The sequence below is a fragment of the Nocardioides sambongensis genome (assembly GCF_006494815.1).
In the GTDB taxonomy this organism is placed as follows: domain Bacteria; phylum Actinomycetota; class Actinomycetes; order Propionibacteriales; family Nocardioidaceae; genus Nocardioides; species Nocardioides sambongensis.
The window spans coordinates 322,383-338,731 of sequence record NZ_CP041091.1; the positions used below are offsets into that span (position 1 = coordinate 322,383).

A 16,349-nucleotide genomic window follows, 5' to 3' on the forward strand; every position below is an offset into this window, starting at 1 on the left:
GCAGGTCGGAGCCCGAATCGGACCGCGTTACCATCGCCCGGTGCGTTCACTCCTGCTCCCGATCGCCACCCTGTTCGCCCTCGTCCTGACCGCCCTCCCGGGCGCCCCGGTGCAGGCCGCGACGGCCGATCCCGCCGGACCGGCGGCCGCTGGGGCGGGTGTCGCGATGGCCGTCGACGACCCGCCCGCGCGCCGTCCGGTGGGCCGGGCGAGCGCCCTGACGCTGCAGGGACGCGGCTACGGCCACGGCCACGGGCTGTCCCAGTACGGCGCCCAGGGCGCCGCCAGCCAGCACGGCAGGAGCTATCGCCAGATCCTCTCCTTCTACTACCCGGGGCTGCGGCTCGGTCGGGCCGGCGGCAGCATCCGGGTGCTGATCACCGCGGACACCACCGACGACGTGGTGGTGCGCCACGCGGCAGGCCTCCGGTTCCGCCAGGTCGCCGGCGGCCGGACCTGGAAGCTCGGCCGCGCCGGCGCCGAGCGCTGGCGGATCACCGCGGTCGGCGGGCGCAGCCGGCTCTCCGTGCTGGACGGTGGCTGGCACACCGTCCGCACGGTGCGCGGCGAGGCCGAGTTCGCCAGCAGCGGCAAGCCACTGCGCTTGGTCACGCCGTCGGGGACGCGTGCCTACGCCGGCGCGCTGCGATCGAGCATCGTCGCCGGCGGCCGGGCCACGGTCAACGTGCTCAGCATGGAGGCCTACCTGCGCGGCGTCGTACCGCTGGAGGTGCCGGCGCTGTGGCACCCCCAGGCGGTGCGGTCCCAGGCCGTCGCGGCGCGCACGTACGCCGCCTTCGAGCGAGCGTCCAACGCCAAGGACGCCTACCACCTCTGCGACACCTCCTCCTGCCAGGTCTACGGCGGCGTCGGGCAGTCGCACCCGGCCTCCGACCGCGCGATCAGGGCCACCCGCCGGCAGGTGCTGCGCACCAAGGGCGGCGCCCTGGCCTTCACCCAGTTCTCCGCGAGCAACGGCGGCTGGACGACGAAGGGCTCGTTCGGCTACCTGCGGGCCCGGCAGGACCCGTGGGACCGGTGGTCCGGGAATCCCTACCGGAGCTGGAAGCACGGTCTGGCCGCAGGCGCCATCGAGAACGTCTATCCCGGGATCGGCGACTACCGGCGGGTGCGGATCGTCAAGCGGGACGGCAACGGGGCCTGGGGCGGCCGGGTGGTCTCGATCCGGGTGATCGGGTCGGCCGGCTCCACCACGGTCAGTGGCGACGCCTTCCGGATCGCGTTCGGGCTGCGGTCGACCTGGTTCAGGGTCGCCTGACCCGGCGCGGCGGCGGTGACGCCTGGCTCGCCCGCCACCGCAGCACCCAGCGCAGGGCCAGGCCGACGACCAGTGCCCAGAACGCGGCCCCGACGCCACCGAGGGTGACGCCCGAGGCGGCGACGACCACCGTGGCGGCGGCGGCCTCGCGGTCGGCGGGGTCGGCCAGCGCGTCGGAGAGAGACGCGGCCAGGGTGCCGAGCAGGGCGAGGCCGGCCGCGGCCTGCATCACGCCTCCCGGGGCGGCGACCACCAGCGCGACCAGGCCGGTGCTGCCGACCGCGATCACCAGGTACGTCGCCGCCGCGGTGACGCTGGCGATCCACCGGCGCGACGGATCACGTCCTGCGCTCGGGCCGGCGGTGAGGGCGGCGGTGATCGCGGCCAGGTTGATCGCGTGCCCGCCGGTGCCGGCTCCGGCCAGGGTGCCGAGGCCGGTGACGGTCAGCGTCTCGCGCCAGGGCACCCGGTAGCCGAAGCCCGCCATCACCGCGACGCCCGGCACGTTCTGCGAGGCCATGGTGACCACGTAGAGCGGCAGGGCGATACCGATCAGCGCGGCCCACGACCACTGCGGGGTGGTCCATTCCAGGTGGGGCCACCAGGAGTCGGCGCTGACGTCGGCGGTCAGGGCGACGGCCACCAGCGCGACGAGCAGGGCGCCCGGCACCGCCCAGCGCCGAGCGACGGCGAGCAGCACGACCCAGGTCCCGACCACCGGGCCGACCACCGCGGGGTCGTCCACCAGGGCGGTGACCGGCGCGACGCAGAGCGGGAGCAGGACGCCGGCGAGCATCGCCTTGGCCAGGCTCGGCGGGATCGCCGCGACCAGGTCGCCCAGCCGGGGGAGCGCGGCGGTCAGCACGATCAGGACGCCGGTGACCGCGAAGGCGCCGACGGCGACGGGCCACCCGCCGGCGACCCCGGCCGAGGAGGCGAGCAGGGCCGCCCCCGGGGTGGACCATGCCAGCGAGATCGGCAGCCGGTGCCGGAGGCTGAGCCAGAGCATCCCGAGCGCCTGGGTGACGCAGAGGGTGAGCAGGCCGGATGCGGCCTGGGTGGGGGTGGCGCCCATCGCGGCCAGCCCGGCGAGCACGACGACGAAGGAGCTGCTGGTGCCGACGACGGCGGTGATCACGCCGGCGACGACGGGCCCGTGGTCGGTCTCGGTGGTCAACGCGTCTCCCGGTGGCTAGGGTTCTGTATACAGAACGGTTCCGTTCACGGAACCCTAGTCGGAGGGGAGTCGGGTGGCGAACCAGGAGTCGGGGAGTGGAACGGCCGCCGACGACCTGCCGGCGACACGGGTGGGCGCGCGGATCCGCGCGTTGCGCTCCTCGCGCCGGCTCTCGTTGAGCGCGCTCGCCGAGCAGGCCGGGATCGGCAAGGGCTCCCTCTCCGAGCTGGAGACCGGTCGTCGCAACCCGACCCTGGACACCCTCTACGCCGTCGCCCGGCCGCTCGGCGTGCCCTTGGCGGCGTTGCTCGACGACCACGACGGCGCGACGATCACCTCGGCCGAGGGGGAGCGGGGCGGCATGGTGGCCACCCGGGTGCGAGTGCTCCGTGGCCCCGCGACGGTCACCGAGGTCTACCTGCTGCGCCTCGCCCCGGGGGCGGTCCGCTCGTCACCGGCCCACGTGGACGGCGTCGTCGAGCAGGTCGTGGTGCTCGCCGGCACCGCCGTGATCGAGTACGGCGACCAGCGCGCCCGGGTCGTCGCCGGTGAGCACCTCGCCTTCCCCGCCGACCGGCCGCACTCCTACCGGGCGGGCGAGGAGCCGGCCGAGATGGTCAACGTGATCGTCACGCCGACCTCGGGCGCTCAGGCGTAGCGGGCGCGCGCGGCCAGCACGGCCGCGTAGATCTCCGGCGCCAGCGCCGCGCCCTCGCGCCGGACATCGGCCTCCCGGAGCACCACCAGTCGGTTCAGGCGCACCTCGCTGGGCCGCCGCTCGCGGTCCCAGCCGCCCGACCCGACGTCCATCCAGAATCGTCCGGCCGCGGCCTCCTGGGCCGCGTCGCGATCGTGGTCCTTGCTGGTCAGCACCAGGCACTCGACCAGGGTGGTGCCGTCGCCGGCGCTCGTCGTACCGATCACCAGGACGGGGCGGTCCTTGCCCTGGCTCGGGTCGTCCTCGTAGGGCACCCACGCCCAGCAGACCTCGCCGGGGTCGGGGCGGCCGTCGGCCTCGGGACGGTACGACGCGGGCTCGGTCACGAGGCCATCCTGCCTCCCGCGGAGTCCTGTCCACGCCACCAGTCCACCGTGCGGCGAGCCGCCTCGGGGTGGGGGTCGGGGCGAGGTCGAGGGCGGTCTCGCTGGCCGCGGAGCTCATCACGAACGGGGCGGTGAACTGGAAGGACAGCTCGGCCAGTTCGCGGGTGTCGGTGTGGACCAGGCCGAGCGCGGTCATCGCCCAGGCCGGGATCGTGCCGAGCGGGGGGACCGGGAGATCGGCGGCGTCGGCGAACGCGGTGACCAGCTCGCGCTGGGTCCGTGGCGCGGCGGTCGGTGCGTGCAGCACCCGCCCCCAGAGGTCCTCGCGGCCGGCGGCGCGGATCATCGCTGCCGCGAGGTCGGGCACGTAGGTCCAGGAGTGGGGCTGGTCCAGGGAGCCGACCACGCGGATCCGGCGGCCGGCGAGCACGGCCGGGACCATCCGCTCGCCGGCGTGGGAGGTGCGCACCCGGGGGCCGAAGAAGTCGGCGGCCACCACGCTCACCGTGGCGGTGTCGCTGGCGCGGCGGGCGGCGAGCAGGGCGGTGCGCACGCCCTGCTTGCCGTGGGTCGCCGTCCGCGGGGTCTCCTCGTCGATCGTGCCGCGCGCCCGCCCGTAGGAGTAGAGGCTCTCGGGGAAGATCACCGGCGCCCCCACCTTCCCCGCCGCGGCCAGGACGACCCGCTCGGTGGCGGGCAGCTCGGCGCGCCAGGTGGCGGCCCGGTAGCGCGAAGCGTGCACGCAGTGGTGCACCGCGGCCGCGCCGTCCAGGGCCGGTGCGATCGCCCCCGGCCGCGAGGCGTCCGCGCGCACCCGTTCGATCAACGGGTGGTCGGGTCCGCTCCCGGAGCGGGTGAGCAGGCGGACCGGGGTGCCCGCCCCGGCGAGCTGGGTGGCGACGGTGCTCCCGACGGGGCCGGCGCCGATGACGACGTGCAGGCGGTGCATGGTGGGTCCTCTCGACGATGGAGAGAGCAGTGCTCTCACTTGCAGTCTGTGCGGGAGGGCCGGGAAAAGCAAGAGCACCGCTCACATTTGTTGACGTCGCTCTCTCGGATCGGGACGATGGCGGCATGACCACCCCGCGCCAGCGTGCCCGTGCCGCGACGATGCAGGAGATCATCCGGATCGGCCGACGCCACCTGGCCGAGCACGGTGCGGCCGCCCTCTCGCTGCGCGCCGTCGCTCGCGACCTCGGCGTCGTCTCCTCGGCGGTCTACCGCTACGTCGGCAGCCGCGACGAGCTGCTCACCCTGTTGCTCGTCGACGGATACGACGAGCTCGGGGCCAGTGTCGACCGCGCGCTGGCCGGCGTCGCCGCCGACGCCTTCCGCGAGCGGTTCCTGGTCGTCGGCCGGGCGGTGCGCGAGTGGGCGCTGCGGGAGCCGTCCACCTATGCGCTCCTCTACGGAGCGCCGGTCCCCGGCTACGCCGCGCCCGCGGAGCAGACCACCGGGCCCGGCACCCGGGTCCCCGCCACCCTGCTCGGCATCACCGCCGCCGCCGACGCCGCCGGGTGCCTGGACCCCGTCGACCCGGCGCCGGTCGGTGCGGGTCTCGCCGCCGGCCTCGCGGCGGTCCGCACCGAGTTCGACGCGCCGCTGCCCGACGAGGTCCTGGTCCGCGGCGTGCTGGCCTGGGTCTCGCTGTTCGGCGCGGTCAGCTTCGAGGTGTTCGGCCAGTACGGCCCGGATCGGATGGGCGACCCGGGCGAGCTCTTCGAGCACCACCTGGCCGGGCTCGCGGACCGGGTCGGGCTGCGCGACGCCTGACGCCGGTCGGCGCTGCCCGTCGCGGACCGCCCCGGGCCGCCGCGGTCAGACCCGCTCGGCGTGGAACTGGGCCAGCAGCCCGGGGGTCGCCTCCTCCGCCAGCCGGTAGGCGGCACCGGTCGGGACGTCGTCCACCTCGGTGCGGCCCGATCCGCCGGCGGTGGTCGCGGTCAGCGTGACCAGCCCCGCGCGCCGCTGGAACCAGCTCTCCCGCAGCGTCCAGCCGATCACGTGCCGCCCCCGAGAGCCGTACGACGCCGGGCCAGCGACCCCGACCGCATCACCACGTGGCCGGCCAGCCAGGCGTGGCCCAGGCCCCGGCTCCGGTCGGCCGCCAGCGCGGCGGCGAGGACGAGCACGACCGGGATCAGTGCGAGCAGGGCCGTCGGCGCGTCGAGCAGCAGCACGGCCGCGAGCACGAGCAGGTGGACCGGGAGGGTGCCGGCCGCGGCGCGGGTCCAACGGCGTCGTACCGCGGCCGCGCCGTGCGGGCGCAGGTCTCCGGTCACCGGCTCCGCCGAGCCGAGCACGGCGGCCGCGGCGCCGCGCACCACCGGACCGGGCGCCGGCGGCACCAGCACCGCGCTCTCCGAGCCGCCGGAGCCGAGCCCGGTCACGATCGCGGCCAGGCGGGCGCCGCGGGCGGCCCGTAGCGCCGCTCCCTCGGTGATGCTGACCCCGGCCAGACGGTCCACGTCCAGGCTGGTCTCCCGGGTGGTGGTCAGGCCGCGGCGGATGTGCCACGAGGCATGGTCGCGGCTCAGCGTGAAGCCCCAGTTGGTGAACAGGTAGCCGGCCAGCGTCAGTGCCGCCGAGCCGACCAGCACCACGCCGACCACCACCGCGACCAGGAGCGCGTCGATCCGCGGCAGGTCGCCGTCGTCGACGCTGACCTCGAACGCGGAGGAGGGGATCGCCTGGCTGACGACACCGACCAGGGCCGCCGCGGCGATGAACCCGGCGGAGGTGAACGGCGCATACAGCAGCCAGCGCGGGGAGAACCGGGCCACCACCCGGGCGGCGCGGCGGCCACGGGCGGGACGGCGTCGCCCGGGCCGGTCCCGACGGTCCTAGAGTCGATCGGGCCGGGGCGGCCGACGCCGGTCCGGCGCCCCAGCAGTCCGCTGCGCATCGCGGTGGCGCGATCGCGGGCGAGGCCGTCCAGCTCGAGCCGGTCGTCCTCGTCTCCGGCGCCCCCGGTGCCGACGACCAGCTTGGCGACGCCCAGCACCCGCTGACCCAGGGTGGCGGTCATGTCCACCGTGCGCACCCGCTCCAGCCGGGCCGAGGTGGTGCGCCGCTGCAGGACGCCGCGGCGCAGCTCGATGCGGCCGTCGCTGATCCGGTACTCGGTGGTCAGGTAACGGGCCACGCCGAAGGCCAACGGGGCGACCACGCCGATCACCGCCCACGGGCCGAAGCCGGACGCCGTGCCGAACAGCAGCAGGGGGATCAGGGCGGGGAGGAACCGGGCGAGCTCGGTGAGCGGCTGGAGCAGCAGCATCCGAGGGTCCAGGCGCAGCCAGGGCGTCGGCGCGACCGCCGGGGGTGGCGGAGGAGGCGCGGCCGGCGGAGCGGTCGGGTCCGGCGAGCCGGTCGGGCCGGCCGGGGTGATCGGTGCCTGCGGGGGAGTCGGGTCGGGTGGCGGGGCGGGCCGGCCGTCGTCATGTCGCGTCGCCCTCGACCAGGTCCGCCTTGCGGGTCAGGTCGTCGACCAGGTGCAGCGCCACGTCCGCCTCCAGGCCGTCGATCTGCAGCGGTCCGGCCGCCGAGGCGGTGGTCACCGTCACCGTGGCCAGGCCGAGCAGTCGGGCCAGCGGCCCCTGGGTGAAGTCGACCGTCTGCACCCGCGACATCGGGGCGATCCGTCGCTCGCGGCTCCACCAGCCCCGCTGCGTGTACACGGCGGTGTCCGTCGCCTCCCAGCGGTGGACCAGGTAGCGCCACTGCGGCACCATCAGCACGTCGACGACCGCCCAGACCAGGCTGAGCGCGATCGCCGGCCAGGTCCACCAGCCGGTCAGCCACAGTGTCGTCGCCAGCGTCACTGCGGCGACCAGGACGACGCTGGTGACCGCCGAGCTGACGAACCACATCACCCGTGCCCGGGGACTCACTCGGTGGCGTGGATCGCGGAGCTCGTTCACGTGACCGATGCTACGGACGCGCCCGCGCGGCACCCCGCCCGGCCGACCGTCCAGACATTTCGGCCCCGCGGCACTACTGTCGATGGGCATGTGGAAGGACTCGGTCAACAGCGTGCTCCGGTCGACGACCGGCTACGAGCTGCGCAGGCCGGTGGACGCGACCCCCGGCGCGACGGCCGACACCGCGCGCGAGCGGAAGGCGCAGGCGGCGCGGCTGCGAGCGGTGCGGCGGCGAGCCCGGGCGCTGCGCCAGGCCAACCAGCGACTGCGGGAGCGGGTCGAGGCGGCGGAGCAGACGGCGCGGCTGTCCCACCGCGGGATCTCGATGCCGGCCGATCAGGCCGAGCGTGCGCTGGCCGAGCTCCGGCCGATCCCGTCCGAGCGCCTGAGTCTCACCGACATCGCCAACCTCGAAGGCACCGACAAGGGCACGATCGGGCCGAGCGAGGAGTGGCCCGCGCACAACTACACCGACGTCTACGGCGCCTACCTCGCCCCGTGGCGCGACCGGTCCATCACCATCCTCGAGATCGGCCTCGGCGTGCCCGGGGACGCCTGGGAGGCGCAGATCGCGCACGGCCGCAACGAGCAGGGCGGCGGGTCGCTGCGGGCCTGGTACGGCTACTTCCCGCACGCGCGGATCTACGGCGTGGACATCAACCCGGCCACCCACCTGGACAACGACCGGATCTCCACCCACGTGGTGGACCAGGGCGATCCCGCCGCCATCGCCGCCTTCCTGGCGTCGATCGGTGAGGTGGAGTTCGACCTCGTCGTCGACGACGGGAGCCACCGACCCGACCACCAGCAGATCACCCTCGGCTGTCTCCTGCCACGAGTGCGCGCCGGTGGGCTCTACCTGATCGAGGACCTGCTGAGCAACGGGCGCGGTGACGGCGGACGTGGCCGCCGCTCCTACTCGGCAGACGTGCTCAACACCCGCCGTGTCCTCGACCGGTTCCGGCTGCACGGCGCCTTCGCCGAGCCGCACGCGATCGTCGACCCGGACTACTGCGCCGCTCACATCGCCGAGATCACCTTCCACGTGCCGCGCCGCGCGGCGCCGCACACCGAGGCGGTCTGCGCGATCCGGAAGTCCGCGGGCCCGGGGCAGTGAAAACCCGACGAGCCGCGGGCGGCTGCCCACGGCTCGTCGTCACCTGCCGGTCGGTGACCGGCAGGTGATCAGTCCTTCAGCTCGCAGATGACCTCACCGTTGGTGACGCCACCGCCGACCTCGACGGTGAGGCCGGTGACGGTGCCGGCCTTGTGCGCCTTCAGCGGCTGCTCCATCTTCATCGCCTCCATCACCACGATGACGTCGCCCTCGGCGACCTCGGCACCCTCCTCGACGGCCACCTTGACGATGGTGCCCTGCATCGGGCTGGTCACCGCGTCGCCGGAGGCGGCCGCGCCGGCCTTCTTGCCGGAGGCGCGCTTGGGCTTCTTCGCGCCACCGCCCGCACCGGCGCCGATGCTGCCCAGACCACCGGGCAGCACGACCTCGAGCCGGCGACCGCCGACCTCGACGGTGACCTTCTGCCGCTCACCGGCCTCCTCGGCCTCGCCGAGGTCGCCGGAGTAGGGCTCGATCTGGTTGTCGAAGTCGGTCTCGATCCAGGTGGTGTAGACGGTGAACTCGCCCTCGCCGGACGGGTTCGACGCGGCGACGTACGCCGGGTCCTCGATCACGGCCTGGTGGAACGGGATCACGGTCGGCATCCCGTCGACGACGAACTCGTCGAGCGCCCGGCGCGAGCGCTCGAGTGCCTGGGTGCGGTCGCGTCCGGTGACGATCAGCTTGGCGATCAGCGAGTCGAACGAGCCGGGCACCGTCTCGCCCTTCTCGTAGCCGCCGTCCACGCGGACGCCGGGGCCCTGCGGCGGGGCCCACTCGGTCAGCGTGCCGGGGGCCGGCATGAAGTTGCGCCCGCCGTCCTCGGCGTTGATCCGGTACTCGATCGAGTGGCCGATGATCTCCGGGTCGCCGAAGCCGAGCTCCTCGCCGGCGGCGATCCGGAACATCTCGCGGACCAGGTCGATGCCGGTGACCTCCTCGGAGACGCAGTGCTCCACCTGGAGGCGGGTGTTCACCTCCAGGAAGGAGATGGTGCCGTCCTTGGCGACGAGGAACTCGCACGTGCCCGCGCCGACGTACCCGGCCTCCTTGAGGATCGCCTTGGAGGAGTCGTAGAGGCGCTGGATCTGGTCGTCGCTGAGGAACGGCGCCGGGGCCTCCTCGACGAGCTTCTGGTGACGGCGCTGCAGCGAGCAGTCGCGGGTGGAGACCACCACCACGTTGCCGTGCTGGTCGGCCAGGCACTGGGTCTCGACGTGGCGCGGCTGGTCGAGGAACTTCTCCACCAGGCACTCGCCGCGGCCGAACGCGCCGACCGCCTCGCGGACCGCCGACTCGTACAGTTCGGGGATCTCCTCCAGCGTGCGGGCCACCTTGAGGCCGCGGCCGCCGCCGCCGAAGACGGCCTTGATGGCGACGGGGAGGCCGTACTCCTGGGCGAACGCGACGACCTCGTCGGCGTCCTTGACGGGGTCCTTGGTGCCCGGGGCGAGGGGGGCGTCGGCCTTCTGCGCGATGTGCTTGGCCTTCGCCTTGTCGCCGAGGGCGTCGATCGCCTGCGGCGAGGGGCCGATCCAGATCAGGCCGGCGTCGAGCACGGCCTGGGCGAAGTCGGCGTTCTCGGCGAGGAAGCCGTAGCCGGGGTGCACCGAGTCGGCGCCGGACTTCTGCGCGACGGCGATGATCTTGGCGATGTCCAGGTAGGAGTCGGCCGGCGTGGCGCCGTCGAGCGAGTGGGCCTCGTCGGCCAGGCGCACGAAGAGGGCGTCGCGGTCGGGCTCGGCGTAGACGGCGACACTTCCGATACCGGCGTCCTTGCAGGCACGGATCACGCGGACCGCGATCTCACCGCGGTTGGCGATCAGCACCTTCTGCAGCGGCTGGGGCACGAAGACTCCTCGAACGTACGGGGGTGTGTGGACAGCGCTGACCGGCCGGAGGCGCGGGGCACCGAGCGGATTCTAGGACGTCCATCCTTTCGGCGGCGCCGGGGACCGCACAGCGGTCGTGTGACGGCCGCCTCGCCCGTGGTTAACAAACGCTAACCGTGGGGCTACGATGCCCTTCATGACTGGCTTCGAGTTGTCCCGCGAGCACGAGGAGTTCCGGCGCAGCGTGCGCGAGTTCGCCGAGGCGGAGATCGCCCCGCACGTCGCCGGCTGGGACCGCGACCACCACTTCCCGGTCGAGGTGGTGCAGAAGATGGGCGCGCTCGGGCTGATGGGCCTCTCCGCACCGGAGGAGTACGGCGGCGCCGGGGAGGACGGCGACTTCACCTCGCTGTGCGTGGCGATCGAGGAGATCGGCCGGGTCGACCAGTCGCTCGGGATCACCCTCGAGGCGGCGGTCGGACTCGGGATCAACCCGATCCTCACCTACGGCACCGAGGCGCAGCGGCAGGCGTGGCTGCCCGATCTGGTGGCCGGTCGGCGCCTCGCCGGCTTCGGGCTCACCGAGCCCGGCGCCGGATCGGACGCCGGCGCGACCAGGACCAGGGCCGAGATCGATCCGGCCTCGGGGGAGTGGGTGGTCAACGGCGGCAAGCAGTTCATCACCAACTCCGGATCGGAGATCACCTCGGTGGTCACCGTGACCGCACGGACCGGCACCCGCGGTGACGGGTCGGCGGAGATCTCCGCGATCATCGTCCCGGCCGGGACCCCCGGCTTCGTCGCCGAGCCCGCCTACGACAAGCTCGGGTGGAACATCTCCGACACCCACCCGCTGACCTTCACCGACGCCCGGGTGCCTGCGGACAGCCTGCTCGGCGAGCGCGGTCGGGGCTATGCCCAGTTCCTGGCCACCCTCGACGACGGGCGGGTCGCGATCGCCGCCCTGGCCACCGGGCTGATCCAGGCCTGCCTGGAGCAGTGCGTGACCTACGCCGGCGAGCGGCAGACCTTCGGCGGCCCGATCGGGCGCAAGCAGGGCGTGGCGTTCCAGATCGCCGACCTCGAGGTGATGCTGCAGGCCTCCCGGCTGCTGACCTACAAGGCGGCGGCGATGAAGGACGCGATGCTCCGCGGATCGGGGCCGTCGGTGGGCGAGTTCAAGCGTGCCGCGTCGGTCGCGAAGCTCTACACCTCCGAGTCCGCGGTGACGGCCACCCGGATCGCCACGCAGGTCTTCGGCGGGTACGGCTTCATGGAGGAGTACCCGGTCGCCCGCTTCTACCGCGACGCCAAGATCCTGGAGATCGGCGAGGGCACCTCGGAGGTGCAGCGGATGCTGATCGCGCGGGGGCTCGGGCTGCCGGTGGAGTGATCCCGGACGATGGCGGGTGCGCGGGTGCGCGAGCCGTCAGGGGCGGGACCAGAGTGCGGGCCAGGAGTGTCCGAGGTCGCGCACCATCCTCCGGAGCAGCGGGAGGCTGACTCCGACCACGTTATGGTGGTCGCCCTCGATCCGCTCGACGAACGCGCCGGCGAACCCGTCGATGGTGAACGCGCCCGCCACGTGCAGCGGTTCCTCGGTGGCGACGTAGGCCTCGATCTCGGCGTCGTCGACGTCGGCGAAGTGGACCGTGGTCGATCCGGTGCCGGTGCGCTCGGCGCCGGCGGCCACGTCGATCAGGCAGTGCCCGGAGTGCAGCGTGCCGGCCCGCCCACGCATCGAGCGCCACCGTGCGGTGGCCTCCTCGACATCGACGGGCTTGCCGAGCGCCTCTCCGTCGAGCTCGAGGACCGAGTCGCAGCCGAGCACCAGGGCGTCGGCCGGCAGGTCGTCGCGTCCGGCCACGGCGCGTGCCTTCAGCTCGGCCAGGCGCTGCGCCAGCACGGACGGAGGTACGTCGACCACCTGGCTCTCGTCGACCCCCGACACGATCACGCTCGGGTCGATCCCCGCCGAGCGCAGGGTCGCCAGGCGAGCGGGGGAGGCGGAGGCGAGCACGAAGGTGGGCACGGGCAGACCCTATTCGCAGGACCCTGATTGAAACGTTCTCCTCCGTGGAATGGTGCGGGAGCCTCCGCGTCGCCGTGGCGCGGAATCCACCCCGACCACGTCTGGAGTCTCCCGTGCCCCGTCGCCGGCTGCTCGCCGCCTCGTTCCTCGCCTCCGTGCTCGCCGCGAGCCTCTCCGCCTGTGGAGCGGGCTCCGTCAGCACCGACGACCTGGAGAAGCAGGTCGCGAGCCTGCTGGAGGAGCAGACCGGCAACACCCCCGACACCGTCGACTGCCCCGACGAGCTCCCTGCCGAGGAGGGAGAGACGGTCCGCTGCAGCTACGAGATGCTCGGCTACGAGGTCGGGGTGAGCGTCACGGCCGAGAGTGTGGACGGCGGCGAGGTGAACTTCTCGATCCAGGTCGACGATGAGCCGACCAGCGGGCCCGACGACACCGACACCGGGGACACCGACACCGGGGACACCGACACCGGGGACACCGACACCGGGGACACCGACACCGGGGACACCGACACCGGGGACACCGACACCGGGGACACCGACGCGCAGGGCGGCACGACGATCCCCGGCGACCACGTGGCCGCCGAGGTGACCCGATCTCTCACCGAATCGGTCGGCGAGGAGCCGGACGCGGTGGAGTGCCCCTCGCCGCTGACCGCCCGGACCGGCAGCACGACCCGGTGCACGTTGAGCGCCGACGGCACCGACTACGGCGTCACCGTCGAAGTCACCGAGTTCGACGAGGCGACGGGGAACTACCACCTCGACATCCAGGTCGACGATCAGCCGTTGCCCTGACCCTGGCTCACCGGACCACCTCGACGCCCAGCCACGCGGCCAGCGCGTCGATCTCGGCCGCCACCGCGTCGCCGGTCTCCGGAGACCACGGCTCGTCCTCGTGGACCGCGAAGACCCGCAGCAGCCCCTTCTTCCGGTCGGCCTTCGCGTCGAGCTTTCCGACCAGGAGATCGCCGACCAGGATCGGGAGGGCGAAGTAGCCCCACCGTCGCTGGGCGGCCGGCTTGTACATCTCCAGCACGTACTCGAAGCCGAAGAGGTCGGTGGCGCGGTCGCGGTCGTAGACCAGCCGGTCGAACGGGGAGAGGAACGCGGTGCGTCCCTCGAACGGCTCGCTCAGCGCGTCGAGCGCGTCCGGGTCGACCCGCCAGGTGCCGTCGAGTCCCTCCACCCGGACCTCGGTGCCGAGCGCCCCGATCGGTGAGGCCTCGCCGGGGGAGCGTTGCGGCTTGGCGCGGGCGATGCCGAGCGAGGTCAGGCGCTTGTTGTCACGCAGGCGCCGGGCCTCGCTCGGCCCCGGGCGGAACAGGTCCGCAGGGTAGGCGCGTTCGGCGACGTCCCACAGCCGGGTCCGGCCGTCGCGGCCGACCACGCCGACATCGCCGCGCAGGCACAGCACCTCCAGCAACCGACGCGCGCTCTTGTCGTCGTCCCACCCGCTGGAGGCGTAGGGGACGTCGGGGTCGTGGGGCAGCGCGCCGGCAGCGACCGGCCCCGACGCCGCCAGCTCGGCGAGCACCCGCCGGCGGTACCCGTCGTTGGCCTCCACCCAGGCGGCGACGCTCGGGTTGATCCACTCGTCGGCGACGCCGAGGTGGATGCCGATGTCCTCCATGGTCCGGATGAAGCTGACGTGCTCGACCAGCGACCGCTCGGTCTCCAGCGCGAAGACCAGGTCGGAGGGTCGTAGGCGCTGCCCAGGCGCGACCAGGCGACCAGGTCGGGGCTGCGGACGATGGCCGTGGTCGGATCGATCTGCAGCAGCGTCAGGTGGTCGACCATCGGCACCAGCGCATCCGGGCGGACCGCGTCCAGGAGCTGGGCCCGCACGGCGATCCGGCGCGCCTCGCTGCTGCTGAGCTCGTCCACCGCGGAGCCGGTCTCAGAGCCGGGCCAGCGCGGCGCGGAGCGGGTCGAGCCCGAGCGCGCCCAGGTTCAGCGCGTCGGTGTGGAACTGCTTGAGATCGAAGGCGGCGCCCTTGCGCGCCCGGACCTGCTCGCGCGCGTCGAGCCAGATCCGCTCGCCGACCTTGTACGACGGCGCCTGCCCCGGCCAGCCCAGGTAGCGGTTCACCTCGAACCGCAGCGTGCCGTCGTCCACCCGGGTGTGGGCCCGCATGAACTCCAGCACCCGGTCCGCGTCCCAGACCTCGCCACCGCGCCAGCCGAACGGGTTGTCGGCAGGGATGCTCAGGCCGAGGTGCACGCCGATGTCGACCACCACCCGGGCGGCCCGCAGGCCCTGGGCGTCGAGGAAGCCCAGCCGGTCGCCGGGATCGGCGAAGTAGCCGAGCTCGTCCATCAGCCGCTCTGCGTACAGGGCCCAGCCCTCGCCGTGCCCGCTGACCCAGCACAGCAGGCGCTGCCAGCGGTTGAGCAGGTCGGCCCGGTACGTCGCCTGGGCGCACTGCAGGTGGTGGCCCGGCACGCCCTCGTGGAAGACCGTGGTGGCCTCACGCCACGTCGAGTAGATCTCGTGGTCGTCGGTGAAGGAGAACCACATCGTGCCGGGCCGGGAGAAGTCCTCCGAGGGAGGGATGTACCAGGCGCCTCCGTCGTTGACCGGCGCCACCTTGCAGGCCAGCGTCCGGATCGGCTCGGCGATGTCGAAGTGGACGCCGTCGAAGGAGGCGAGCACCTCGTCCGCCTTGGCCTGCATCCAGCGCTGGTAGGCCTCGCGGCTGCCGCAGTCGCGGGCCGGGTCGGCGTCGAGCGCGGCGACCGCGTCGTCGACCGACCCGCCGGGCACGATCCGGCCCGCCGTGGCCAGCATGTCGTCCTCGATCCGCTTCAGCTCCTCCCAGCCCCAGCGGTAGGTCTCCTCGAGGTCCACCTCCGCCCCCAGGAAGTAGCGCGAGGCCAGGGCGTAGTGGTCCCGCCCGACCCCGTCGCGCTCCCGGCCGCGCGGGGCGAGGTCGGTCTCGGCGTACCGGCCGAACTCGGCGACCGCCGCCGACGCCCTGCCGGCGGCGGCGGTGAGCGACCTCTGCAGGCGGTCGGGCGCGGCGGCGACCAGGTTGGCGAAGAAGTCGCCACCGGTGCCCTGCTGGCCGGTCCAGCCGCGCACCTGGTCGGCCACCTCGACGTACTGCCGGCGGGCGGCGACCCGGCCGGCGTCGGCCTCGGTGGTGAGGGTGGTGCGGTAGCCGTCCAGGGCGCGGGGGATCGCGGCCAGCCGCTCGCCGATCACCTGCCACTGCTCGTCGGTGTCGGTCGGCATCAGGTCGAAGACCTCGCGCACCGCGTGCAGCGCCGAGCTGATCACCGAGAACTCGCTGCGCTCGACCCGCTGGTCCGCGCGTTCGACGGCCAGCCCGACCCGCTCCAGGAAGGCGTCCTTGGCGACCTGCTCGCGCTCGTCGGTCGGGCTCATGGCGGCCACGTCGGCGACCGCGCGGCGGTGCAGCTCGTCGAGCGCGTCGCAACCCTCCGGGCTCAGGTCGGGCAGCAGGTGGTCGTAGCCGGGGACCCCGGCGTAGGTGGCCTCGAGCGGATCGAGGGCCACCAGGTCCTCGACGTAGGCATCCGTGCGGGCATCGACCGGTCGCGTCATGCCGGTCAGCCTAGGACGGCGCGGGAGTAGCGCTGTGCCAGCACGCGCAGGTGGTCCACCAGTTCGCGGGCGACGCGTCTGCCGCCCGCTACTACGACGACGAGCAGCGCGCCGGGCACGAGCCGGTGGTGAGCGGGGGCGGATCGGGGTCGCGGTCTTCAAGGACGACTTCCGGACGATCCGCTCGCTGGCCGAGCGGGACAACAAGGGCATCGTGCACTGGAGCGAGTTCGGCCGCGGCGGTCACTTCGCGGCGATGGAGGTGCCCGCGGACGTCGTCGCCGATCTGCGGGTCTTCTTCTCCTGACCCACCCGTCCCCGGTACGACGACGGCCCGAGGCGATCGCCTCGGGCCGTCGTGCGGGTGCTCGTGCG

The 16,349-nt window shown here is 73.8% G+C and carries 16 protein-coding genes and 1 pseudogene; 7 read left to right on the forward strand and 10 right to left on the reverse strand.

Annotated elements, in window-relative coordinates; all coding sequences use genetic code 11:
- Positions 1-40: 40 nt before the first annotated feature.
- Positions 41-1,279, forward strand: a complete 1,239-nt coding sequence (locus tag FIV43_RS01495) for a SpoIID/LytB domain-containing protein (RefSeq protein ID WP_181407643.1) — start codon at positions 41-43, stop codon at positions 1,277-1,279.
- On the opposite strand, the gene FIV43_RS01500 is transcribed toward FIV43_RS01495, so the two are convergent.
- Complete coding sequence (locus FIV43_RS01500; protein ID WP_141012699.1) at positions 1,266-2,456, reverse strand: benzoate/H(+) symporter BenE family transporter; 1,191 nt, start codon at positions 2,454-2,456, stop codon at positions 1,266-1,268. The two genes, FIV43_RS01495 and FIV43_RS01500, sit on opposite strands and share 14 nt — an antisense overlap.
- Positions 2,457-2,529: 73 nt before the next feature.
- Between FIV43_RS01500 and FIV43_RS01505 the strand changes: the two genes are divergently transcribed.
- Positions 2,530-3,114, forward strand: a complete 585-nt coding sequence (locus FIV43_RS01505; protein ID WP_141012700.1) for an XRE family transcriptional regulator — start codon at positions 2,530-2,532, stop codon at positions 3,112-3,114.
- Here FIV43_RS01505 and FIV43_RS01510 read toward each other — a convergent pair.
- The gene (locus tag FIV43_RS01510; RefSeq protein WP_196780942.1) at positions 3,105-3,500 is read right to left on the reverse strand and encodes a type II toxin-antitoxin system PemK/MazF family toxin; all 396 of its coding nucleotides are present in this window, start codon (positions 3,498-3,500) and stop codon (positions 3,105-3,107) included. The genes FIV43_RS01505 and FIV43_RS01510 overlap by 10 nt on opposite strands.
- A gap of 385 nt (positions 3,501-3,885) precedes the next feature.
- A pseudogene (locus FIV43_RS23655) lies at positions 3,886-4,449 on the reverse strand (NAD-dependent epimerase/dehydratase family protein); the annotation flags it as partial.
- 125 nt (positions 4,450-4,574) lie between these two features.
- Here FIV43_RS23655 and FIV43_RS01520 point away from each other — a divergent pair.
- The gene (locus tag FIV43_RS01520; protein WP_141012701.1) at positions 4,575-5,273 is read left to right on the forward strand and encodes a TetR/AcrR family transcriptional regulator; all 699 of its coding nucleotides are present in this window, start codon (positions 4,575-4,577) and stop codon (positions 5,271-5,273) included.
- Positions 5,274-5,318: 45 nt separating this feature from the next.
- Here FIV43_RS01520 and FIV43_RS01525 read toward each other — a convergent pair whose 3' ends face one another.
- From FIV43_RS01525 to FIV43_RS01540, 3 genes are all read right to left on the reverse strand, one after another.
- The gene (locus FIV43_RS01525; RefSeq protein ID WP_141012702.1) at positions 5,319-5,504 is read right to left on the reverse strand and encodes a PH domain-containing protein; all 186 of its coding nucleotides are present in this window, start codon (positions 5,502-5,504) and stop codon (positions 5,319-5,321) included.
- Between the two features lie 571 nt (positions 5,505-6,075).
- A complete protein-coding gene (locus FIV43_RS01535) occupies positions 6,076-6,777 on the reverse strand; it encodes a PH domain-containing protein (RefSeq protein WP_141012704.1) in 702 nt (233 codons plus the stop codon).
- A gap of 160 nt (positions 6,778-6,937) precedes the next feature.
- Complete coding sequence (locus FIV43_RS01540) at positions 6,938-7,420, reverse strand: PH domain-containing protein (protein WP_231123608.1); 483 nt, start codon at positions 7,418-7,420, stop codon at positions 6,938-6,940.
- Between the two features lie 88 nt (positions 7,421-7,508).
- Between FIV43_RS01540 and FIV43_RS01545 the strand changes: the two genes are divergently transcribed.
- Positions 7,509-8,537, forward strand: coding sequence for a class I SAM-dependent methyltransferase (locus FIV43_RS01545; RefSeq protein ID WP_141012705.1), 1,029 nt, complete (start codon positions 7,509-7,511; stop codon positions 8,535-8,537).
- 68 nt (positions 8,538-8,605) lie between these two features.
- Here the strand turns inward: FIV43_RS01545 and FIV43_RS01550 are convergent, their stop codons facing one another.
- Positions 8,606-10,387 (reverse strand): acetyl/propionyl/methylcrotonyl-CoA carboxylase subunit alpha, encoded by a 1,782-nt coding sequence (locus FIV43_RS01550; RefSeq protein WP_141012706.1) that lies wholly within the window; start codon positions 10,385-10,387, stop codon positions 8,606-8,608.
- A 178-nt stretch (positions 10,388-10,565) separates the two neighbouring features.
- On the opposite strand from FIV43_RS01550, the gene FIV43_RS01555 reads away from it, so the two are divergent.
- The gene (locus FIV43_RS01555) at positions 10,566-11,762 is read left to right on the forward strand and encodes an acyl-CoA dehydrogenase family protein (protein WP_141012707.1); all 1,197 of its coding nucleotides are present in this window, start codon (positions 10,566-10,568) and stop codon (positions 11,760-11,762) included.
- A 36-nt stretch (positions 11,763-11,798) separates the two neighbouring features.
- Here the strand turns inward: FIV43_RS01555 and FIV43_RS01560 are convergent, their stop codons facing one another.
- On the reverse strand, positions 11,799-12,401 hold the full coding sequence (locus FIV43_RS01560) for a Maf family protein (protein WP_141012708.1): 603 nt from the start codon (positions 12,399-12,401) through the stop codon (positions 11,799-11,801).
- A gap of 113 nt (positions 12,402-12,514) precedes the next feature.
- On the opposite strand from FIV43_RS01560, the gene FIV43_RS01565 reads away from it, so the two are divergent.
- Complete coding sequence (locus FIV43_RS01565) at positions 12,515-13,201, forward strand: DUF4333 domain-containing protein (RefSeq protein WP_181407644.1); 687 nt, start codon at positions 12,515-12,517, stop codon at positions 13,199-13,201.
- 7 nt (positions 13,202-13,208) lie between these two features.
- Here FIV43_RS01565 and FIV43_RS01570 read toward each other — a convergent pair whose 3' ends face one another.
- Both FIV43_RS01570 and FIV43_RS01575 read right to left on the reverse strand, forming a co-directional pair.
- A complete protein-coding gene (locus FIV43_RS01570) occupies positions 13,209-14,132 on the reverse strand; it encodes a DNA glycosylase AlkZ-like family protein (RefSeq protein WP_331251066.1) in 924 nt (307 codons plus the stop codon).
- Between the two features lie 171 nt (positions 14,133-14,303).
- Positions 14,304-15,974, reverse strand: a complete 1,671-nt coding sequence (locus tag FIV43_RS01575) for a DUF885 domain-containing protein (protein ID WP_141012710.1) — start codon at positions 15,972-15,974, stop codon at positions 14,304-14,306.
- 34 nt (positions 15,975-16,008) lie between these two features.
- Between FIV43_RS01575 and FIV43_RS01580 the strand changes: the two genes are divergently transcribed.
- Positions 16,009-16,281 (forward strand): hypothetical protein, encoded by a 273-nt coding sequence (locus FIV43_RS01580; protein ID WP_231123610.1) that lies wholly within the window; start codon positions 16,009-16,011, stop codon positions 16,279-16,281.
- Positions 16,282-16,349 lie beyond the last annotated feature (68 nt).